The sequence below is a fragment of the Streptomyces avidinii genome (genome assembly GCF_045161815.1).
In the GTDB taxonomy this organism is placed as follows: Bacteria; Actinomycetota; Actinomycetes; order Streptomycetales; family Streptomycetaceae; genus Streptomyces; species Streptomyces avidinii.
The window spans coordinates 3,356,748-3,377,314 of record NZ_CP108863.1; the positions used below are offsets into that span (position 1 = coordinate 3,356,748).

The 20,567-nt window shown below is 72.9% G+C and carries 18 protein-coding genes; 5 read left to right on the plus strand and 13 right to left on the minus strand.

What is annotated here, in order from left to right; all coding sequences use genetic code 11:
• Positions 1-70 precede the first annotated feature (70 nt).
• Positions 71-1,237, minus strand: a complete 1,167-nt coding sequence (locus OG373_RS14540; protein WP_405438677.1) for an SDR family oxidoreductase — start codon at positions 1,235-1,237, stop codon at positions 71-73.
• A gap of 192 nt (positions 1,238-1,429) precedes the next feature.
• Here OG373_RS14540 and OG373_RS14545 point away from each other — a divergent pair, with 192 nt between their 5' ends.
• Both OG373_RS14545 and OG373_RS14550 read left to right on the plus strand, forming a co-directional pair.
• On the plus strand, positions 1,430-2,836 hold the full coding sequence (locus OG373_RS14545) for a zinc-dependent metalloprotease (RefSeq protein ID WP_397729176.1): 1,407 nt from the start codon (positions 1,430-1,432) through the stop codon (positions 2,834-2,836).
• Positions 2,833-3,363 carry an NUDIX hydrolase gene (locus tag OG373_RS14550; RefSeq protein WP_405438679.1) on the plus strand — a complete coding sequence of 177 codons (531 nt, stop codon included), beginning with the start codon at positions 2,833-2,835 and terminating at the stop codon, positions 3,361-3,363. Before OG373_RS14545 ends, OG373_RS14550 begins: the two co-directional genes overlap by 4 nt.
• Positions 3,364-3,494: 131 nt before the next feature.
• Here OG373_RS14550 and OG373_RS14555 read toward each other — a convergent pair whose 3' ends face one another.
• The 4 genes from OG373_RS14555 to OG373_RS14570 form a co-directional block, all read right to left on the minus strand.
• Complete coding sequence (locus OG373_RS14555; protein WP_405438681.1) at positions 3,495-4,250, minus strand: AIM24 family protein; 756 nt, start codon at positions 4,248-4,250, stop codon at positions 3,495-3,497.
• Between the two features lie 17 nt (positions 4,251-4,267).
• Positions 4,268-4,948, minus strand: a complete 681-nt coding sequence (locus tag OG373_RS14560) for an AIM24 family protein (protein WP_030011152.1) — start codon at positions 4,946-4,948, stop codon at positions 4,268-4,270.
• A 20-nt stretch (positions 4,949-4,968) separates the two neighbouring features.
• The gene (locus OG373_RS14565; RefSeq protein ID WP_405438683.1) at positions 4,969-6,633 is read right to left on the minus strand and encodes a TerD family protein; all 1,665 of its coding nucleotides are present in this window, start codon (positions 6,631-6,633) and stop codon (positions 4,969-4,971) included.
• A gap of 138 nt (positions 6,634-6,771) precedes the next feature.
• The gene (locus OG373_RS14570; RefSeq protein WP_397729179.1) at positions 6,772-7,410 is read right to left on the minus strand and encodes a M48 family metallopeptidase; all 639 of its coding nucleotides are present in this window, start codon (positions 7,408-7,410) and stop codon (positions 6,772-6,774) included.
• Between the two features lie 131 nt (positions 7,411-7,541).
• Between OG373_RS14570 and OG373_RS14575 the strand changes: the two genes are divergently transcribed.
• Both OG373_RS14575 and OG373_RS14580 read left to right on the plus strand, forming a co-directional pair.
• Positions 7,542-8,684: a TOMM precursor leader peptide-binding protein gene (locus tag OG373_RS14575; RefSeq protein WP_405438685.1), complete on the plus strand. Its 1,143-nt coding sequence runs from the start codon at positions 7,542-7,544 to the stop codon at positions 8,682-8,684.
• Positions 8,685-8,739: 55 nt separating this feature from the next.
• Positions 8,740-10,068 carry an ABC1 kinase family protein gene (locus OG373_RS14580; protein ID WP_405438687.1) on the plus strand — a complete coding sequence of 443 codons (1,329 nt, stop codon included), beginning with the start codon at positions 8,740-8,742 and terminating at the stop codon, positions 10,066-10,068.
• A gap of 21 nt (positions 10,069-10,089) precedes the next feature.
• On the opposite strand, the gene OG373_RS14585 is transcribed toward OG373_RS14580, so the two are convergent.
• From OG373_RS14585 to OG373_RS14605, 5 genes are all read right to left on the minus strand, one after another.
• Positions 10,090-10,296 carry a hypothetical protein gene (locus OG373_RS14585; RefSeq protein ID WP_189972249.1) on the minus strand — a complete coding sequence of 69 codons (207 nt, stop codon included), beginning with the start codon at positions 10,294-10,296 and terminating at the stop codon, positions 10,090-10,092.
• Between the two features lie 93 nt (positions 10,297-10,389).
• Positions 10,390-10,743, minus strand: coding sequence for a hypothetical protein (locus OG373_RS14590; protein WP_405438689.1), 354 nt, complete (start codon positions 10,741-10,743; stop codon positions 10,390-10,392).
• Positions 10,740-11,111: a WhiB family transcriptional regulator gene (locus OG373_RS14595; RefSeq protein WP_052873852.1), complete on the minus strand. Its 372-nt coding sequence runs from the start codon at positions 11,109-11,111 to the stop codon at positions 10,740-10,742. Before OG373_RS14595 ends, OG373_RS14590 begins: the two co-directional genes overlap by 4 nt.
• 197 nt (positions 11,112-11,308) lie before the next feature.
• Positions 11,309-11,632, minus strand: coding sequence for a hypothetical protein (locus OG373_RS14600; protein ID WP_371588414.1), 324 nt, complete (start codon positions 11,630-11,632; stop codon positions 11,309-11,311).
• A gap of 167 nt (positions 11,633-11,799) precedes the next feature.
• The gene (locus OG373_RS14605; RefSeq protein ID WP_405438692.1) at positions 11,800-13,974 is read right to left on the minus strand and encodes an ATP-dependent DNA helicase UvrD2; all 2,175 of its coding nucleotides are present in this window, start codon (positions 13,972-13,974) and stop codon (positions 11,800-11,802) included.
• Between the two features lie 170 nt (positions 13,975-14,144).
• Between OG373_RS14605 and OG373_RS14610 the strand changes: the two genes are divergently transcribed.
• Positions 14,145-14,405 (plus strand): mycoredoxin, encoded by a 261-nt coding sequence (locus OG373_RS14610; RefSeq protein WP_030850057.1) that lies wholly within the window; start codon positions 14,145-14,147, stop codon positions 14,403-14,405.
• A gap of 86 nt (positions 14,406-14,491) precedes the next feature.
• Here OG373_RS14610 and nudC read toward each other — a convergent pair whose 3' ends face one another.
• From nudC to OG373_RS14625, 3 genes are read right to left on the minus strand one after another with little or no spacing between them, the layout of a single operon-like run.
• Positions 14,492-15,448 (minus strand): NAD(+) diphosphatase, encoded by a 957-nt coding sequence (gene nudC / locus OG373_RS14615; RefSeq protein ID WP_405438694.1) that lies wholly within the window; start codon positions 15,446-15,448, stop codon positions 14,492-14,494.
• A 54-nt stretch (positions 15,449-15,502) separates the two neighbouring features.
• Positions 15,503-16,912, minus strand: coding sequence for a dipeptidase (locus OG373_RS14620; RefSeq protein ID WP_405438696.1), 1,410 nt, complete (start codon positions 16,910-16,912; stop codon positions 15,503-15,505).
• Positions 16,913-16,922: 10 nt separating this feature from the next.
• Entirely contained in the window at positions 16,923-20,543 is a 3,621-nt protein-coding gene (locus OG373_RS14625; protein ID WP_405438698.1) for a UvrD-helicase domain-containing protein, read from the minus strand.
• Between the last annotated feature and the right edge of the window lie 24 nt (positions 20,544-20,567).

Sequence of the window (20,567 nt, forward strand, 5' to 3'; positions counted from 1 at the left end):
CTACAGGACGGGCCCGCGCAGGCCCGCGGTCCACCCGGGCGGACGGCGGGCTTCCGCGGGTCCGGGCCGGTCAGATACCGCGCCGCTTGCGCGCCAGGCGGACCGCCGCGGCCGCGCCCAGCAGCGCCACCGTGGCGCCCGCCGCACCGGCGGCCGTGGCGGCGTCCCTGCGGCCCAGCCGGCGGCCCGCGACCGTGTGGCGGCCCGAGACCTCCTGGAGGAGCTCGGCGAGCACCTCCTCGTTGGTCCAGCGCGGCCGCCAGCCCGCCGCGTGCAGCCCGCTGACGCTGACCACCCAGGGGTGCATCGTGTAGGCGAGGTCCCCGGCCGGTGACGGGGTCAGGCCGATCCGGTGCAGCCGGGCCGCGGCGCCCAGCGCGACCGCCGAGGGCAGCTCCATGCGGCGGATGCCGCTCAGCTCCTCGACCTCCTCCTGCTCCAGCCACCCCTCGCAGCCCACGGCGAGCTCGCCCTCGACCTTCTCCAGGGCCGCGTACTCCAGGGCGCTGACCAGGTCTTCCACGTGGCAGAACTGCCAGGTCGGGCGGGATCCGGCCACCACGAGCAGCCGCGGGGACTCGAAGTACCGGGTCAGGGCGGTGTCGGTGCCGCCGACCAGGACGGCCGGGCGGATCACGGTGACGTTCAGTCCCGGGTGCGCGCGGGGGGCCCGGCGGCCGAGCCGCTCGATCTCCAGCAGGTCGCCGACGCCGGTCGCCTCGGCGGTGGCCCGCAGCTCGGAGTCCTCGGACAGCGGGATGTCGTTGTCCGGCAGGGCCCCGTAGACCATCGCCGAGGTGCAGAGCACGACCCGGTGCACGCCGGCCGCGGCGGCCGCCGTCAGGACGGTCTGGGTGCCGCGCACGTTGTACGCCGTGCGGGCGGCCGGATCCGTCTCCAGGTCGAGGTCGAGGGCGAGGTGGACCACGACGTCCGCCCCGCGCAGCTTCTCGGCGATCGCGGGGTCCCGTACGTCCAGGATGTGCCACTGCGCGGCGGCACAGTCCCCCCGCCGCTCGTCGATGGCGACGACCTGCTTGACCTCGTCGGAGGCGGCCAGGCGGCTCACGAGGGCCGCGCCGACTCCGGACGCGGCCCCGGTCACGGCGATCACGGGGCTGTGCCGGCGGAAGTCCGCCGGGTTTCGCGGCTGGCGAACGCCGGGGGCGCCGTCACCGTGCTCGGAGCTGTTTTCGTCGTCGGGCATCGCGCGAAACTGCGGATCTGGGGAACTCACCGGGCGTCTCCAGCGGTTGTCTTCAGTAGGGACGCGCCGTGACGCGTACCCACCAGGTGATGTCCATCCTGCCGCAGCCCAGGAGTCGGCGGAGCACCGAGCCCGGATGCGGCCGCGGTGTCTACGCTGGGTGGTGTTGTCGGACCATTGCCCGTCGGCTCCCGCCGGCGGCCCTACGAGCCGAGGAAACCCGTGAGCGACACCCCATTCGGATTCGGCCTTCCGCCGGAGGAGCCGGAAGACGGCGACGAAGGCAAGAAGAAGGGCAATCAGGGCGGTCAGGGCGGCCCGGCGAATCCTTTCGGGTTCCCCGGCATGGGCCTGCCGGGCGGGGCGGGCGCTCCCGGAGCGGACAACCCGTTCGCCGCGATGTTCGGTTCGATGAACCCGAACGACCTGGGTGCCGCGTTCCAGCAGCTCGGCCAGATGCTGAGCTACGAGGGCGGTCCCGTGAACTGGGACATGGCCAAGGACATCGCCCGCCAGACCGTCGCGCAGGGCACCGCGGACGGCGTGAAGGACACGAGCGTCGGCATCGCCGAGAAGTCCGCCGTCGAAGAGGCCGTGCGCCTCGCCGACCACTGGCTGGACGGGGTGACCTCGCTGCCCTCGGGCGCCACCACGGCCGTGGCCTGGAGCCGCGCCGAGTGGGTCGAGGCGACCCTCCCGGTGTGGAAGGAGCTCGTGGACCCGGTCGCGGAGCGGGTCGGCGCTGCCATGGGCGGCGTCCTGCCCGAGGAGATGCAGGCCATGGCGGGCCCGCTGCTCGGCATGATGCGCTCCATGGGCGGCGCCATGTTCGGCCAGCAGATCGGCCAGGCCGTCGGCACCCTCGCGGGCGAGGTAGTCGGCTCCACGGACATCGGCCTGCCGCTGGGCCCGGCCGGAAAGGCCGCGCTCCTGCCGCTGAACATCGAGGGCTTCGGCAAGGACCTGGGCGTCCCCTCGGACGAGGTGCGGCTGTACCTGGCCCTGCGCGAGGCGGCCCACGCCCGGCTCTTCGCGCACGTGCCGTGGCTGCGCTCTCACCTGTTCGGCGCGGTCGAGGGCTACGCCCGCGGCATCAAGGTCGACACCTCGAAGCTGGAGGACGTGGTCGGCCAGCTGGACCCGTCCAACCCGGAGCAGCTGCAGGAAGCGCTCCAGGGCGGCATGTTCCAGCCGCAGGACACCCCCGAGCAGAAGGCCGCCCTGGCCCGCCTGGAGACGGCGCTCGCGCTGGTCGAGGGCTGGGTCGACGCGGTGGTGCACGAGGCCGCCAAGCCCCGGCTGACCTCGGCGGACGCGATGCGCGAGACCATGCGGCGGCGGCGCGCCTCGGGCGGTCCGGCCGAGCAGACCTTCGCGACGCTGATCGGCCTGGAGCTGCGCCCGCGCCGGCTGCGGGACGCCTCGCGGCTGTGGGCCTCGCTCACCGACGCCCGGGGCGTGGACGGCCGCGACGGCCTGTGGGAGCACCCGGACATGCTGCCGACGGCCTCCGACCTGGACGACCCGGACGGCTTCGTGCACCGCGAGCAGCTGGACTTCTCGGAGATCGACAAGATGCTCGGCGAGGCCGCCGAGAAGCGCGAACAGGACGGCGACGAGAAGAAGTGAGCCTGCACGAAGACGCGGTCCTCGTCCTGAAGGCGTACGAGGACCAGCCGGAACTGCGCGATCTCTACCTGGAGCACCTGGCGGCCCACCCGGACGGGGTCTACAAGCCCTGCGGGGCCGGGCACGTCACGGGCAGCGCGCTCGTCATCGACCCGGCGCGGGGGCGCGTACTGCTGACCCTGCACAAGAAGCTCGGCATGTGGCTCCAGATGGGCGGCCACTGCGAGTCCGGTGACCGGACCCTCGCCGAGGTGGCGCTGCGCGAGGCCCGCGAGGAGTCGGGCATCGCCTCGGGGCTGACCCTGCTGGACGGCGGGCCGGTGCGCCTGGACCGGCATGCGATCCCGGCTCCGTGCCACTGGCACCTGGACGTGCAGTACGCGGCGCTGGCCCCGGCCGGCGCGGTGGCGGAGATCAGCGAGGAGTCCCTGGACCTGCGCTGGTTCCCGTACGAGGAGGTGGCGGCGGTGGCCGACACGTCCGTCGTACGGCTGCTGGAGGCGACACTGGCCCGGCTGGGCGGCTGAACGGCCGCTCGGCTGAACGGCCGCTCGGCCGAGCGGCCCGAGCGGCCGAGCACGCCGACGCGGATCGAGAACGCGAACGCGGCGAAGGGGCGGTCCCCGACGGGACCGCCCCTTCGCCGTGCCGGGAACGGTCAGTTCCAGGCGTTGTTCTGGTTCTGGGCGTGGGAACCGTGCTGGCCCATGCCGAACTGCGCGGCGGCGCCCTGGCCGAGCTGGGCGTTCTGCGGCGGCAGCACCTCACTGGGCTGCACCAGCGCGACGCCGGTGCCGAGGAAGCTCAGCTCCCAGCCCTCGCCGGTGTTGCCGCGCCGCCGCCACACGCCGCTGGAGTGCGTCTGGGCCTGCATCTGCACCCGCAGCGAGGTGGACCAGGCGACGATCGCGTCCGCGTCGACGTTGACGTACTTGTCGGGCGTGACGTGCATCATCAGCGGCTGACCGGAGGTCATCAGGGCGACCTTGCCGCGGCCGGAGATGTTGAGCTGGTACTTGCCCGAGCCGGAGATCCCGTACTGGCTGTCCACCGCGATGACCTCGGTGTGCAGGGTGGAGTCCAGGGCCAGCACATAGCTGCTGTCGACCGTGAGGCCGTCCTGGTCCACGTCCACCACGTGCACGTACTGGGCCAGGTTGGCCAGGTAGACCGTGCCCTGGCCGGAGCAGCGCATGAGGTCCAGGCCCTCGCCGGTGCGGCGGCGGGCGCCCCGCTGGCTGCTGCTCTGGTACTCGCCGTCGAAGTCGATGATGCCCTGGTAGGCGACCATCGCGCCCTTGCGGGCGAGTACGTCGTCGGAGCCGGTCAGCGAGACCCGCAGCAGCTGCGGGTTCTGGATGGCGTACCGGTCCTGGGACTGCGCCTCGGTGTGGGCGAAAAGTGCGCTCTGCATGATGTGTCCGCTCCCCCTCAGCCCCGGGCCCGGAGCCGGTCGGTGCTGTCCTCGCTGGGCTGTACGACGACGATGCCCTGGCCGGAGAAGGCCATCTGGTAGGCCTCCCCGCTGCCCCGGCCGATCATCGACGAGGCCTTGAAGCTGCGCTTGCCCTTGACCTTGAGATTCGGCGACCAGGCGACGAGCGCGTCGGGGTCGACGTACGTCTCGTCCTCGCCACGGCCGCAGTCGACCACGATCGGGGTGCCGCGGGAGGTCAGTGCGACCCACCCGGTGCCCGCGATCTGCACGTTGAACAGGCCCTGACCGGCGAACTTGGCGAGACCCTTGACCCGCTCGACGCCCCACTGGAGGTGGGCGTCGAAGGCGAGCAGGTTGGTGCCGTTGACCGAGAGCGAGTCGTTGTTGAGGTTGATCACGACCACGTCGGCGCCGTAGTCGGCGAGGTAGAGCAGGCCGTCTCCGGTGCACTTCATCAGCGGTGCGCCCTCGCCGGTGATCCACTGCGAGGCCATCTGGCGGACGGCCGGCGGGTTGGGCTCGTACTGGACGAAGCCCTCGTAGGCGACCATCGAGCCGGTGCGGGCGAAGAGGTCCTGGCCGCTCTGCATGGCGACCTTGAGCATGGCCCGGCCGTGGTTCTCCATGCGGGCCGTGACGGGGGTCGGGGCGAAGCCCGCGAGTTGCTGGTTCATTGCGTTCATGTCGGGCTCCCTCAGACCTCGTACGGCTGGACGACGATGAAGTTGCCGGGAGCGCCGCGGAACTGGAGGTTCACGGTCTCCCCGCTGTGGCCGGGGTAGGCGTTGCGCCGCAGCCGGACCTGACTGGAGATGATCACCTGCGAGGCGGAGGACCACGCGACGATGGCGTTGCTGTCCGCGAAGGTGGTCGGGGTGACGGGCAGGACCACCGGGACGCCGTGCGTCTTGACGATCACCGTGCCGGTGCCCTGGAACTGCATGGTGAACAGGGCGCCGCCGGGGATGCCGTGGCCCTCGATGCGGCGGACCTCGTGCTGGAGCGACTCGTCGAAGGCGAGGACCGCCTCGGCGGAGACGCAGATCCCGTCGCCCTGCAGCTCGATGGCGTGCAGGTGGGCGCCGTCCTCCGCGAGGAAGACCTGGCCGCGGCCGGTGCAGCGCATGAGCTGCATCTCCTGGCCGGTGGCGTTGCCGACGATGCGGCCGGCGAAGCCCGCGCCCTTATAACTGAAGTCGACCTTGCCCTGGTAGAGGACCATGCTGCCCTGGCGGGCGAGGACGGCCTGGCCGCCCATGGCGAGGTCGACGCGCATGAGCTGTGCGTTCTGCGGGGTCCAGCGGGTGCCGGTGGGGGCTTCCTTGTACGGCTGGAGCGCGGCGGCGAGACCGGCGCCGGCGGCGGGTACGCCCTGCGGGGCGTACCCGGGCTGCTGGCCCGGGGGCTGGCCGGGGACCTGGCCGTAGCCCGGCTGCTGCCCGTAGGGGGCGGGGGCCGGGGCGGGCGGCGGGACCTGGCCGGGGTACTGACCGGGGACCTGGCCCGGTACCTGTCCGGGGACCTGGCCGTACGAGGGCTGCTGCGGCTGGCCGTACGGCGCGGGGGCCGGCGGGGCGAGCGGCGCGGCCATGGTGGGCGCGGCGTGCACCGGGGCGGGAGCCTGGGCCGCGGGCTGCTGGTACTGCGGCTGCGGCGCGGCGCCGGGCGCCGGCACGGGCGCGCCGAAGGACGGCGCGGGAGCCGGGGCCTGGGGGGCCTGCTGCGCCGGGGCCGGGGCGCCGAAGGACGGGGCCGGGGCGGCCGCCTGCGGCGGCGGGGCGAACCCGGGCGAGGCGGCGGCGGCCGGGGCCTGCGGCTCCGGCTGCGCCTCCTCGGCGACCTCGCCGCCGAAGTTCCGCAGCAGCGCGTCGAGTCCGCCGTCGAAGCCCTGGCCGACGGCGGCGAAGCGCCACACGTCCTTCAGGTAGAAGTCGCCGAGCATCACGGCCCGCTCGGTGGTGAACTCCGCACCGGTGAACGCGTAGCGGACGACCTCTTCGCCGCCGGCCACGATCCGGATGTGGCCCGGGCCGATCTGCGACATCTGTCCGGCGCCGTCGATGGTGGCGGTGAAGGACAGTTTGTGGATGGACGCCGGAATGCGGTCCAGCGTCACCCGGAAGGATTCGGTGTCGCCCGCTTGCGCACCGAGTTGCTGAATGGACTCTTCCGGCGACTTCGGCTGATTGAAGAAGACGAAGTAACGGTCGTCCGACAGCTGCTCATTGGCGTCCAGGCCGAAACAGCTGATGTCGAAGGCGAGTCCGGACCCGGCGATCTGGACACCTACGTACAGATCGGTGCCCGCGGTGAGATCACTGATCTTGGCCTTGTGGCCGCGTTGGAATTCCCTGGCCATACGTACGACCGTCCCCCATCCCGACTGTGAATGCGTGCCGCTCAGGCTAACGGCAACTGCCGACATCCGGCCAAGCCGGTACCGACCCGGTACAAAACACTCTGCGTGACGTGACGAACGCCGTCGCCCGCCGCGGGCTCACTCCTCGCGGGCGGCCGGGACCTTCGGCAGCCGCTCGGCGGCGACCACGCCCTCCAGGTAGCCGCGGGCCCGCTCGGTGCGCGGGTAGGCCTCCAGCAGTTCCCAGAAGCGGGGCCCGTGGCCGGGTACGAGGAGGTGGGCCAGCTCGTGCAGGAGCACGTAGTCGACGACGTACTCGGGCATCCCCTGGAGCCGGTGGGAGAGCCGGATGCTGCCTTCGGCCGGGGTGCAGGAGCCCCAGCGGGTGTTCTGGTTGGTGACCCAGCGGACCGTACGGGGGCGGGCGCGGCCGTCGAAGTACTGCTCGGACAGCTGGGCGGCGCGTTCGGTGAGTTCCGCGTCCCCGAAGGTGCGCCTGCTCTCCTGTGCGGCCAGTTTGTCGAGCATGACGCCCACCCAGCGCTGCTCCTCCGCCTCGGACATCCGGGCAGGGATGAGGACGACCGTACGGTCACCCTCGCGATAGGCCGATACGGTCCTGCGGCGGCGCGCGCTCCGGCGGACTTCGACGGCGCGCTGCGGTGGGTCGGCGGACACGCCACGACGGTACCCGGTCGTGGCGGCGGAAGTCCCGTCCGTCCGGGGTTCGAACACGAGGGATTCCAGGCCGATTTCCGGAACGGCATTTCCCTTCATCTCATATGCCTAATAGCTCGCACCTGTGGACAAATTCCGGCATGGATTCCGGCGGGCGGGCACTGTTGCGGAAGAACGGGAAACGGGCGGCGCACATGCGCTCGGGATATCGAGATCGAGGGGGACGCGACATGTATCCGAAGGTGAAGCCGGCGCTGGCACGGGCATGGCGGGATCTGCAGACGGTTCAGTTCGGGGTGACGCCCGCCCATGCGGTGGTGCTCGGACCCGTGGACACGGCGACGGGCACGCTGATCGACCGGATCGACGGGACCCGGGGGATGGAGTTGCTGCGGGCCGAGGCCTGCGGGATGGGACTGCCGGACGGCCGGGTCGACGAGGTGGTCAGGACACTCGCGGGGGCCGGCCTGCTCGACGACGCCACGGCCGGCGGCCCGCGGGCCCAGGCCCTGCGGGGGCATCCGGAGACCGTGGAGCGACTGGGGCCCGACCTGGGTTCGCTGTCACTGGTCCACCGGGAGCCGGGCGGGGACTTACGGGGGATCGCCGCCCGCCGGGCGATACGGGTCCGGGTGCGCGGGAGCGGCCGGGTGGGGGCCGTGATCGCCGCGGTCCTGGCGGGAGCGGGCGTGGGCCGGGTCGAGGTGCTCGACGGCGGCCGGGTGGAGCCGGCGGACGTGGCGCCGGGCGGGCTGGACCCCGCGAGCGTGGGCCGGCCGCGGGCGGAGTCCGCGGGCCGGCTGGTCCGCGAGTCGGCCCCGGGCCGCGCCCCGCGGGCCGGGGAGGACGAGGGGGCGGAGCCGGCGCTGGCCCTGGTGGTGGTCGCGCCCCGGGACGGTCTGCACGCCTGGGCCCCGGACCCGGACACCGCGGCCGACTGGGTCGGCGCGGGCATCCCCCACCTGTACGCGGGGGTGTTGGAGGGCACGGGCCTGGTGGGACCTCTGGTACTGCCGGGCACGACGGCCTGCGCGGGGTGCATGGAGCGCGACCGCGTGGACCGGGACGCGGCCTGGCCGAGGATGCTGGTCCAGTGGCGCTCGGCCCACCGCCGCCGCGCGGCCGCGCCGTGCGACCTGGGCCTGTCCACGGCGGTGGCCGGCCTGGCCGCGGCCCACGCCCTCGCCTTCCTCGACGGCCGGCTCCCCGCGTCGACCGCCGCCCGCTGGGAGGCGGCCCTCCCCACCCTCCACTGGGAACACACCCCGCTCCTCCCCCATCCCGACTGCCCCTGCGGGGCGGCCGCGGAGCGCACGGCCACCCCGCAGGGGTCTGGGGATGGTGCCCTCCTCCGAGCCGCGAGGAGGCCATGACAGGATGCGGAGAACCGCTGTTCGCGGCGCAGCTGTCTGGGACATGGAGGGGCGTATGTCTGATCTTCCCCGGAAGGCGGTCACCCGTACCGTCAAGCTGGCCGCGCTGCCGCTCGGCATCGCGGGACGGGCCACGTGGGGGCTGGGCAAGCGGATCGGGGGCAAGTCCGCGGAGATCGTGGCGCGCGAGCTCCAGCAGCGCACCGCCGAGCAGTTGTTCCGCACGCTCGGGGAACTGAAGGGCGGCGCGATGAAGTTCGGGCAGGCCCTGTCGGTCTTCGAGTCGGCGCTGCCCGAGGAGGTCGCGGGGCCCTACCGGGCGGCGCTGACCAAGCTTCAGGAGGCGGCTCCGCCACTGCCCGCGGCGACGGTGCATCAGGTATTGACGGACCGTCTGGGCTCCGACTGGCGCGACATGTTCGAGGAGTTCGAGGACAAGCCGGCCGCAGCGGCCTCCATCGGGCAGGTGCACCGGGCGGTGTGGCACGACGGGCGGCAGGTGGCCGTCAAGGTCCAGTACCCGGGGGCCGGTGAGGCGCTGCTGTCGGACCTGAAGCAGCTGGGCCGGTTCGCGGGGCTGCTGGGACCGCTGATCCCCGGCATGGAGATCAAGCCCCTGATCAAGGAGTTGCGCGACCGGGTCGCCGAGGAACTCGACTACGAGCTGGAGGCCGAGGCGCAGCGGACGCACGCGGACGCCTTCGTGGACGACCCGGACGTGGTCGTGCCGGAAGTCGTGCACCAGGGCGACCAGGTGCTGGTGACCGAGTGGATGGAAGGGACCCCGCTGTCGGAGGTGATAGCCGACGGCACCCAGGAGGAGCGGGATCGCGCGGGACAGCTCCTGTCCCGGTTCCTGTTCTCCGGGCCGGCGCGCACCGGCCTGCTGCACGCGGACCCGCACCCGGGCAACTTCCGGCTGATACCGGGCGCGGACGGCCGGATGCGGCTGGGGGTCCTGGACTTCGGCACGGTCGACCGGCTGCCCGGCGGCTGGCCCAAGCCGATCGGCAGGTCGCTGCGGATGACGCTGGACGGTGACGCCGAGGGGGTCTACGGGCACCTGTGCGCCGAGGGATTCGTGAAGGAGTCCATCGAGCTGGACCCCGACGCGGTGCTGGACTACCTGAAGCCGATCATCGAGCCCGCCGAGGCCGAGGAGTTCACCTTCACCCGGCCGTGGCTGCGCGGCCAGGCCGCGAGGATCGCCGATCCCCGCTCCCCGGCGCACCAGTTGGGCCGCCAGATCAATCTGCCGCCCTCGTACCTGCTGATCCACCGCGTGACGCTGAGCACCATCGGAGTGCTGTGCCAGCTGGGCGCGACGGTGCGGCTGCGGGACGAACTGGACACCTGGCTGCCGGGGTTCGCCCCGGCCGAGTGACGGCTGCGGGGTGACCCGACGTCACCACCAGGACGAGTCGAGCCTGCCCTCGATCGCCCGGAGGTTGGCGCGCGCGCAGTCGACGCAGAAGTACTGTCTGGTCCCGTTCTCCACGGAGCAGGTCCAGGTGGGCGGGATCTCGCCCGGGGGCCTCGTGCCACAGCTCGCGCAGACGACGGGCTGGGCCTCGGATCCCGACGGGCCGGGATGGGGAGTCGGCTGGTCCACCTCCGGACGATATCCCCGTCCGGGGCGGACAACGGGCCGCAACGCACCGGGGGGACCGGTCCGTGCGGACCGGTCCCCCCGGGGATGCTGTTTTCAGCTCTTACTGCATGACGGCTCTTGCTGCATGACGGCCATGGCCAGCGCACGCCGGGCGCGCATGGAGACGCGCTCGGCACGCCGCTGCATGCGGCGGGCGGCGACCAGGCGCACGGCGTGACGCTCGGCGTCCACCTCACGCATGAGCTCGTCCATATGGGCACGAGCCAGGGCTTCTGGGATGAGTTGCATTTCGCGGGTCCTGTTCTGACGCGAGGTCATCGCGCCGGCGGTGATGAAGTCTGCGTGGGCGGCGCCGTGGGGCTGCTCGCTCGTGGTGTGGGCGGTCATGAGGGCCTGCTTCAAGGGGTCGTGCGTCAGGGGGCGGTCGATGGTTCCGATGGCGGTCATGCCGAGACAACCGGGTTCTTGCGCGGACGGCCACGGGGACGCTTGCGGGCTACGACGACACCCTGGACGAAGAGCTCGCCACCCCAGACACCCCAGGGCTCGCGGCGCTCGGTCGCCCCGGCGAGGCAGGCCTCGACCAGCGGGCAGGTGCGGCAGAGGGACTTGGCGTACTCGACGTCGGCCGGGGACTCGGCGAAGAAGACCTCGGGGTCGAAGGTGCGGCAGGGGACGGGCACGCCGAGGTTCTCGATGGCGTCGTCGAGCGCGGTCAGCGCGGTGAGCGGGGTCAAGGTGTGGTCCTCCGGGACTGCGGGCGGGGAGATCAGTCGGGTCTGCGGTACGGACGGGGCGTGCGCTTCGAGTTGCACGGTGGTTTCTTCCTCGTCTTGTTCGGCTAGTCGTTCCGGCCGGTCGGCCGGGTTCGGCTGGGTTGTGCTCTCACACCGACTGGCTCTGCCAGTCCCGAGACCCCTTCGCTCCGTCGCCCCCGGTGGGGGACAAACAGAAGGGCCGCGGATCCCGGGTGGGGTTCCGCGGCCCTGAAGGCGCCGGCCTGATCATGCGATCAGGCTGGATCACTCCAGGGTTCGAGCCCGCGGAAGGCCCACATCAGGTGGTGCTGCTGCTTCGTCTGCTTCTTCAGGGATCCGGCACCGGCTGCGGCAGCGAATCCATAGGCGCCATGCGTCTGCGCTTCTGCTGCCAGTACTGCCACCGGTGCCTGGGTCGGTCGCTCGTTGCGCTCACTGACCGGAAGGGTCGCCAGCAGGGCGGGGCGGTCGGCGGAAATCGCGGACACACCGGTACCCAGGAGGGAGACGGAACCGAGCAGGCAGGAAGCGTCGACCGAGCGATCGGTCATTTTGGTGAAGGTCATGAAGCTGGTCACTGGTCTCGCCTCCTCTCGGCGTCTCGGGGACTCGGCCCGAGGGCCTGTCCCATGCGTATTCGGATAAGTACAGCACGGATCCAGGGCTTCGGAGAAGCCACCGTTTCCGTTGCTAAGAACCTATGGGTCTTCGCTGGGCATGTGCAAACTATTTTTCCGACGAGTTTCTACGCGTCGTCAGATTGTCCGGCCCCAAGCTCCTGACCTGCGCAGATGGCCAGGACCTCGGCTCCGTACCGCTCAAGCTTACGACCCCCCACTCCGGAGATCATCGAGAGCTCCCCCGCCTCGGAGGGCGCGGCCTCCGCGATGGCGATCAGCGTCTTGTCGGTGAAGACGCAGTAGGCGGGCAGGCCCTGCTCCTTCGACTGGGCCGCGCGCCACTCCCGCAGCCGCTCGTAGATCCCCTCGTCCATGTCGGACGGACAGTCCTCACAGCGCATCAGCTTCAGCTCGCCGGCCTCGGTCAGGGTCTTGCCGCAGACCCGGCACAGCGCGGGACCGCGACGGCCGCGCTTGCGCGCCCCTCGCCCGTCCGCGGAGCCGGGCCCGGCGCCCGGGGCCACGGAGCCCGGCCGCAGGCCGTTCAGGAAGCGGCTGGGCCGCCGGGAGGGCCGGCCGCCGGGAGCGCGGGAGAGGGCCCAGGAGAGGGTCAGGTGCAACCGCGCCCGGGTGACGCCGACGTAGAGCAGCCGCCTCTCCTCCTCGACCTGCTCGTCGGTCTTCGCATAGGTGATCGGCACCATGCCGTCGGTGAGGCCGGCGAGGAACACGGCGTCCCACTCCAGGCCCTTCGCCGCGTGCAGCGAGGCCAGGGTCACGCCCTGGACGGTCGGGGCGTGCTGGGCGGCCTTGCGCTCCTCCAGCTCGATCGTGAGGTCGGCGAGGGTGGCTCCGGGCCGGCTGCGGGCGAAGTCCTCGGCGAGCCGGACCAGCGCGGCCAGCGACTCCCACTGGTCGCGCACGGCGCCGGAGCCGGCGGGCGGCTCGGTGGTCCAGCCGGTGGAGCTGAGCACCGCCCGGACCTGCGAACCCAGCTCCACGACGTCGTCGAGCAGCGGGTCGTTCCCGCCGGAGCGGGCGGCTCCGCGCAGCGCGAGGATCGCCTTCTGGACCTCCGGGCGCTCGAAGAACCGCTCGGCCCCGCGCAGCTGGTAGGGGACCCCGGCGTCGGCGAGGGCCTGCTCGTAGACCTCGGACTGGGCGTTGATGCGGTAGAGCACGGCGATCTCGCCGGCCGGGACGCCCGCGGCGATCAGGTCGCGGATCCGGTGGGCGACGCCCTCGGCCTCGGCGGGCTCGTCCGCGTACTCGGCGTAGACGGGGTCGGGGCCGGTCTCGCGCTGGGAGATCAGCTCCAGCCGGTGCTCGGCGGCGCGGCCCTTGGCCTGGTTCAGGAGCCCGTTGGCGAGGTGGACCACCTGGGGGGTGGAGCGGTAGTCGCGGACCAGCTTGACCACGGTGGCCTGCGGGTAGCGGGTACGGAAGTTCAGCAGGTGGTCGGGGGTGGCGCCGGTGAAGGAGTAGATGGTCTGGCTGGCGTCACCGACGACGCAGAGGCTGTCGCGCTCGCCGAGCCACAGGTCCAGCAGCCGCTGCTGGAGCGGGCTGACGTCCTGGTACTCGTCGACGACGAAGTGCTGGTACTGGGCGCGGATCTGCTCGGCGATGTCGTGGCGGTCCTGGAGGATGCCGACGGTCAGCAGCAGCACGTCCTCGAAGTCGATCATGCCGCGGTCGCGCTTGAGCTGTTCGTACGTCCCGTAGATCTGGGCGATCTCGGCCAGGTCCCGGGGGGCCTCGCGGCCCGACTTGAGGGCGGCCACCGGGTAGTCGGCGGGCACGGTCTGGGTGACCTTGGCCCATTCGATCTCGCCCGTGACGTCGCGCAGCTCGCCCCGGTCGAGGCGGATACGGCAGCGCGCGCCGGCCTCGGCGACGAACTGGATCTTGCGCTCCAGCAGCCGTGGCACCTCCCCGCCGACGGCCTTGGGCCAGAAGTACTGGAGCTGGCGCAGGGCGGCGGAGTGGAAGGTGCGGGCCTGCACCCCGTCCGCGCCCAGGGTGCGCAGGCGTCCGCGCATCTCGCCCGCGGCGCGGTTGGTGAAGGTGACGGCGAGCACGCTGGCCGGCATGAGCTGGCCGGACCGGACGCCGTAGGCGATGCGGTGGGTGATCGCGCGGGTCTTGCCGGTACCGGCGCCCGCCAGCACGCACACCGGTCCGCGCAGGGTCGTCGCGACCTCGCGCTGCTCCGGGTCGAGGCCCAGGAGCACCGCGTCGGCCGAGTCGGCGGAGGCGGGGCCACCCGGGAACGATGAGGAGTGCGTTGCTGCTGTCACCCCGCCATGCTGCCAGGTCTCGTGGGGCGGGCGGGAAAGTTGTCCACAGGCAGCGCCTCGCAGTCGTATCGGTCACACCGGGTGCCCGGAGGCGACCGTACGGGAATGGCCGCCGGGTCCCGTACGTTCGTCTACTCGGACCACCGAGCCCTCACGAAGGAGAGCGCAGCATGCAGGACACGGGCACCGTCACGATGTACAGCACGACCTGGTGCGGCTACTGCCGTCGGCTGAAGACCCAGCTGGACCGGGAAGGCATCGCGTACAACGAGATCAACATCGAGCTCGACCCGGAGTCCGCCGCGTTCGTGGAGAAGGCCAACGGCGGCAACCAGACCGTTCCCACCGTGCTCGTGACCTCCGCCGCGGGCAACGAGTCCGTCATGACGAACCCGAGCCTGGCCCAGGTCAAGCAGGCCCTCGCCGTCTGACCGGCTCCAGGAACGAACACAGCGGAGGGCCCCCGCCGAGGAGCGGGGGCCCTCCGCTGTGTCACGAAGCGGGAAAGTGACGAAGGTTACGCGGCCGCCTTCGGCAGCGGCTCGCCGTACCAGAGCTCGACCAGCCGGGCGGCGATGGAGATGCCCGACGGCGGCAGCACCTCGCCCGAGGCGAACGCCGCACGCAGCTCCTCCCGCGAGAACCAGCGGGCCTCCTGGATCTCCTCGCCGTCCACCGTGATCTCGGAGGTGGTGGCGCGGGCCGTGAAGCCCAGCATCAGGCTGTACGGGAAGGGCCAGGGCTGGCTGGCCACGTACTCGACCTTCCCGACCCGGACGCCCGCCTCCTCCCACACCTCGCGGACGACGGACTGCTCTATCGACTCGCCCGGCTCCACGAAACCGGCGAGCGTGGAGAAGCGGCCCTCCGGCCAGTGCACCTGGCGGCCCAGCAGCGCGCGGTCGTGCTCGTCCGTGACCAGCATGATCACGGCCGGGTCGGTGCGCGGGTAGTGCTCGGCGCCGCAGCCCGGGCAGCGGCGGATGTGCCCGGCGGCCGCGACCACCGTCCGCTCCCCGCAGCGGGAGCAGAAGCGGTGCATCCGCTGCCAGTTCTCCAGCGCCACCGCGTTCACCATCAGCCCGGCGTCGCGGTCGTTCAGCAGCAGTCCGGCCTCGCGCAGGCCGGCCGGGCGGGCCGACTGGTCCATGCGGCCGGGCAGGGCGTCCTTCTGCAGCGCGAAGTACCGTACGCCGTCCTCGTCGGTGCCCAGGAAGTAGCGGTGGGTCTCGGTGACCGGGGCCTCGAAGGCCGGGGTCATCACGATGCCGGTGCCGCCGTCGGGGGTGTCGTCGATCAGGACCTGCCCGCCGGAGACGACGAAGACGCGGGTCGTCGGGTGGCTCCAGGCCGCGGCGAGCCACGCCTCGTCGAGACGGTGGTGCGCGGCGCGGTCGATCCCGCTCGGCGCGGCGAGCGAAAGAGGGCGCTCGGTGAGAGGGCGCTCGGTATGGGTGCTCACAGGTACTTCCAACTCCCCCGGTGGTGGGACAGGCAGGCTCGGTACGTCATGTGTGTGCGTCGGGTGTCAGGCGGTGGTGCGGTGGTGGGCGGCGGCGAGGTCTCCCCAGAGGTAGGCGCTTGTCTCGACGCCCTTGAGCAGGAGGTCCAGCTCGACCTTCTCGTTCGGCGCGTGCCAGCCGTCGGACGGTACCGAGATGCCGAGGAAGAGGACGGGCGCGTCCAGAACGTCCTGGAGGTCGGCCGCGGGGCCGGAGCCGCCCTCCCGCGTGAAGCGGATCTTCTCGCCGAAGGCGCGGCCCATGGCCCGGACGACCGACTGGAGGGCCGGGTGGTCCAGCGGGGTCAGGCACGGCCGGGTCGGTGCGCCGAAGGTGATGGAGTGGCGGATTCCGTCCGGGATCCCGGCCGCGACCCAGTCCCTGACGGCCGCCTCGACCTCGTACGGGTCCTGGCCGGACACCAGGCGGAACGAAAGCTTCAGGTGGGCGGAGGCGGGCACGATGGTCTTGCCGCCGGGGCCCTGGTAGCCGCCGCCGATGCCGTTGACCTCGGCCGTGGGGCGGGCCCAGACGCGCTCCAGCGTGGAGTACCCGGCCTCGCCCGCGGCCGCGTGGGACTTGGCCGTACGCAGCCACTCCGACTCGTCGAAGGGCAGCTCGGCGATGAGCGCGCGCTCCGCGTCCGTGAGTTCGGCGATGTTGTCGTAGAAGCCGGGGACCGTGACCCGTCCGTCGGCGTCGTGCAGGGCCGCGACCAGCCGGGCGGCGGCGGTGGCCGGGTTGGGCACGGCCCCGCCGAAGGCGCCGGAGTGGATGTCCTGGTCCGGACCGTGCAGGTCGATCTCGCAGTCGGCGAGGCCGCGCATGCCGGTGCAGACGGTGGGGGTGGTCTCGGACCACATGCCGGTGTCGGAGACGATCACGACGTCGGCGGCGAGCTCGGCGGCGCGGGTCTCGACGAGATCGCGGAAGTGGGCGGAGCCGGACTCCTCCTCGCCCTCGACGATCAGCTTGAGGTGCACGGCGGGGGCGGCGGCGCCGGTGGCCGCCAGGTGCGCCCGTACCCCGAGGGTGTGGAAGAACACCTGGCCCTTGTCGTCGGCGGCACCGCGCCCGTACATCCGGCCGTCGCGGATCACCGGCTCGAACGGGTCGGTGTGCCAGCCGTCGGCGAGGGCGGCGGGCTGCACGTCGTGGTGCCCGTACACGAGGACGGTCGGGGCGTCCGGGTCCTCGCTCGGCCAGTGCGCGAAGACGGCGGGCGCGCCGGGGGTCTCCCACACCTCGGAGACCGGGAAGCCGGTCTCCTTGAGCTTCGCGGCGAGCCATTCGGCGCTGCGGCGTACGTCGCCCGCGTGCTCGGGCTGGGCCGAGACGGAGGGAATGCGGAGCCACTCGGCGAGGTCGTCGAGGAAGGCGGCGCGGTGGGTGTCGATGTACGTGCGGACGACGTTGTCCGGCGGGGTGTCGCTCATGCCCACGAGCCTAGCTGTCCGCCTGATGGTCACCGTCCGGGTCCGATTCGCCTTGGAGGATCCGCTCAAGGCGGGCCCGGTCCGGGAGGTTGCGTGGGCGGATCACGCGGCCGCTGCGAACGTGCAGGAAGGCGGCGGAGACCCGGTCGAGGGGGGTGTTCGTGGCCTCGGCCCAGGCCACGCGGTAGACGGCGAGCTGGAGGGGATCGGCCTCGGTGGTGCGGCCGGTCTTCCAGTCGACGATCTCGTACGAGCCGTCCTCGTTCCGGTAGACGGCGTCGATCCGGCCGCGGACGACCCGGCCGGCGAGGGTGAGCTGGACCGGGGCCTCCATGCGGTGGGGGGGCCGGTCCGCGTACGGGCTGCGCTCGAAGGCCGCCTTGAGGGAGTCGAGGTCGGCCTCGTCGGCGATCTCCTGGTCGGAGCCGGCGCCGGGGAGATCGGTGACGGGGTCGAGCACGTCGAGGAACGGCAGCGGCAGCTCGTCGAAGCGGGACTCGACCCAGGCGTGGAACCGGGTGCCCTGGCGGGCGGCGGGCTGCGGGGGGCGGGGCATGGGGCGGGCGAGGTCGCGTACGAAGCCCTGCTCGTCGGCGGCGAGCCGGAGCAGCTGGCTGGCGGACAGGGCGGAGGGCAGCTCGACGTCGCGGACGGCCGCGCGGGCACGGCGGAGCTCGCCCTCCAGGGCGTCGAGGTCACGGTCCCAGGAGGCGACGGCCCGCGCCTCCTCGGGGGACAGGTCGGGTCCGGCTGCGGCGCCGCCGGTGCGGGCCGCGCCGGTGCCCGGCGAGGGGGCTGCGCCGCCGCGGCGAGCGGGCCGGGTCTCGGCCTCCGGCCGGAGGGCGCCGTCCGGCGGGGCGGGGGCCCAGAGGGCCGCCTCCGGCCAGAGGTCGGCCTCGAGCGGCGCGGCGGGGCCGGCGGAGCCGGGTTCCTCCCCCGCCCCGCCCCGTCCCGAATCCGGGGCGCTGCCGCGGACCCCGGCGGGGGCCGCGAGGCCGTCGCCCTGCGGGCTGTCCGGCCAGGGGGTGTCGTCGGGCCAGGGGGCGTCGTCCGGCCAGGGTTCCTCCTCGTACGAGGGGTCCTCGCAGTCCGGGGGCCAGAGGTAGGAGTCGTCCTCCTCCGGCGGCGGGGCCGCGAGGTAGGACTCCACCAGGGCGGCCGCCGCGCGGCGCAGGGTCAGGGAGTACGGGTCGAGCGGGAGGGGCCAGGAGTGGTCCGGGGTGGATTCGCCGGACAGCGCCGGATTCTCGGCGGTGGGGTCGGGCTCGTCCGCCCAGGCCTCGATCTCGCCGAAACCGGCCGCGCAGTGCTCGTACAGGGCTTCCAGGAACTGCGACGGGCCGCGGCGCTTCTTCTGGCTCGGCCCCCACCAGTGGCCCGAGGCAAGCAGCAGGGAACGCGGCCGGGTGAAGGTCACGTAGCCGAGGCGGAGCTCCTCCACCGACTTGTGGTGCTTCAGCTCGGCCTTGAAGGACTTCAGGCCCGCGGAGGTCCAGGCCGGATCCCCGGGCAGGGTGGGGGCGTCGCCGCGCAGCGCGTACGGGAGCACCTTCGCGTACGAGGTCCAGGCCTCCGGCGGCTTCTCCTTCGGGAAGGCGCCCGCGCACAGGTCCGGGACCACCACGACGTCCCACTCCAGGCCCTTGGACTTGTGGGCGGTGAGCACCTTGACCGTGTTCTCGCCGCCCGGCAGGGCATGGTCCAGGCCCTTCTCGTACTGGGCGGCCGTGCGCAGGAAGGCCAGGAAGGCCAGCAGCGTGGCCTCGCCGTCCAGGGCGGCGAAACCGGCCGCCACGTCCATGAAGTTCGACAGGGTCTCGCGGCGGCGGGCCGCCAGCGCGTGCGGGGAGGCGGACAGCTCCACCTCCAGGCCGGTGGCGGTCAGCACCCGGTGCAGGACGTCCATCAGCGGGTCCGCGAGGGAGCGCCGCAGGTCGCGCAGTTCCTGGGCGAGGTGCGCGAAGCGGATCCGGGCCTCCGCCGAGAAGGGGAGGTCGTCCGGGGCCTGTCCGGCGCCGTCGAGGAAGGTCTCCAGGGCGTCGGCCAGCGACACGATCTCGGCCGGGTCCACGCCCTCCACGGCCGCCGCGAGGCGTTCGTCCGGGTCGGACCCGGCGGGCGCACGGCTCACCAGGAGCCGCGCCCGGCGGCCCAGCAGGGCCAGGTCGCGCGCACCGATCCGCCAGCGCGGGCCGATCAGGAGCCGCACCAGGGAGGCGTTGGCGCCGGGATCCTGGAGGACCTCGCAGACGGCGACGAGGTCGGCGACCTCGGGCAGGTGCAGCAGCCCGGAGAGCCCGACGACCTCCACCGGGACGTCCCGGTCCACCAGCACGGCCTGGATCTGTGCGAAGTCCCCGGCGGAGCGGCACAGTACGGCGATCTCGCGCGGCTCCGTCCCGGTGCGGACCAGGTGGGCGACGGAGTCGGCGAGCCAGTCGAGCTCCTGCGCGTGGGTCTCCAGCAGGGCGCAGCGGACCTGCCCGGCGGCCTCCGCGCCCGGCGCCGGGCGCAGGGCCTCCACGCCCTCGTGCATGGCGCGCAGCGGGGCGGCGAGGCCGTTGGCCAGGTCGAGCAGGCGGCCGCCGCTGCGCCGGTTCTCGCTGAGGGAGAGCCGGGTGGCGGGGGTCCCGTCGGCGTGCGGGAAGTGCTCCGGGAAGTCGTCGAGGTTGGCGACGGAGGCCCCGCGCCAGCCGTAGATCGCCTGGCAGGGGTCGCCGACGGCGGTCACGGCGTGGCCGGAGCCCGCGCCGAAGAGGCCGGACAGCAGCAGCCGCTGCGCGACGGAGGTGTCCTGGTACTCGTCGAGCAGGACCACCCGGAACTCCTCGCGCAGCATCACCCCCACCTCGGGCCGGGTGGTGGCGAGCTGCGCGGAGAGGGCTATCTGGTCGCTGAAGTCGAAGAGGTCGCGGGAGCGTTTGGCGGTGCGGTAGCGGGCGACCAGCTCCAGCAGTTCGAGGCGGCCGCGCACGGCCTCCGGGACCTTGCGGAGGTCTTCGTTGGTGAGCTTGGTGTCGGCGAGCACACCCAGCAGTCCGGTGTCGTGGAGGCGCAGCTGCTCGGGCTCGACCAGGTGCTCGGAGAGCTCCCCGTCGAGCGCGAGGAGGTCGCCGACCAGGTCGGGGACGGACTTCGTGAGCGAGGGGTACGGGCCGGGGGCCTCGCGCAGCACCTTCGCGGCGAGCTGGAAGCGGGTGGCGTCGGCGAGCAGCCGGGAGCTGGGCTCCAGGCCGATGCGCAGGCCGTGGTCCTTCAGGAGCTGTCCGGCGAAGGCGTGGTACGTGGAGATGCGCGGCTCGCCGCCGGCCGCGTCGGCGTCGGCCGGGGAGGGGTCGGGGTCGGTGATGCCGGCCCGCGCCAGGGCCTTGCGTACGCGCTCGGACAGTTCACCGGCGGCCTTGTTGGTGAAGGTCAGGCCGAGGACCTGTTCGGGCGCGACCGCGCCGGTGCCGACGAGCCAGACCACGCGGGCGGCCATGACCGTGGTCTTGCCGGAGCCCGCGCCGGCGACGACGACCTGCGGGGCGGGCGGGGCGGTGACGCAGGCCATCTGCTCGGGCGTGAAAGGGATCCCGAGGAGCTCCTTGAGCTGCTCGGGGTCGGAGAGGGCGGGCGGACGCGCGGGCACCCAAAAAGGCTAGCCGCCCCCACC

What these genes read in the sequence shown, in the direction of transcription:
- OG373_RS14570 (WP_397729179.1), bottom strand. Translation starts at nt 7,410, where the DNA reads ATGAAGGGAAATGCCGTTCCGGAAATCGGCCTGGAATCCCTCGTGTTC.
- OG373_RS14560 (WP_030011152.1), bottom strand. Translation starts at nt 4,948, where the DNA reads ATGAACCAGCAACTCGCGGGCTTCGCCCCGACCCCCGTCACGGCCCGC.
- OG373_RS14575 (WP_405438685.1), top strand. Translation starts at nt 7,542, where the DNA reads ATGTATCCGAAGGTGAAGCCGGCGCTGGCACGGGCATGGCGGGATCTG.
- OG373_RS14610 (WP_030850057.1), top strand. Translation starts at nt 14,145, where the DNA reads ATGCAGGACACGGGCACCGTCACGATGTACAGCACGACCTGGTGCGGC.
- OG373_RS14620 (WP_405438696.1), bottom strand. Translation starts at nt 16,912, where the DNA reads ATGAGCGACACCCCGCCGGACAACGTCGTCCGCACGTACATCGACACC.
- OG373_RS14590 (WP_405438689.1), bottom strand. Translation starts at nt 10,743, where the DNA reads ATGACCGCCATCGGAACCATCGACCGCCCCCTGACGCACGACCCCTTG.
- OG373_RS14580 (WP_405438687.1), top strand. Translation starts at nt 8,740, where the DNA reads ATGTCTGATCTTCCCCGGAAGGCGGTCACCCGTACCGTCAAGCTGGCC.
- OG373_RS14565 (WP_405438683.1), bottom strand. Translation starts at nt 6,633, where the DNA reads ATGGCCAGGGAATTCCAACGCGGCCACAAGGCCAAGATCAGTGATCTC.
- OG373_RS14555 (WP_405438681.1), bottom strand. Translation starts at nt 4,250, where the DNA reads ATGCAGAGCGCACTTTTCGCCCACACCGAGGCGCAGTCCCAGGACCGG.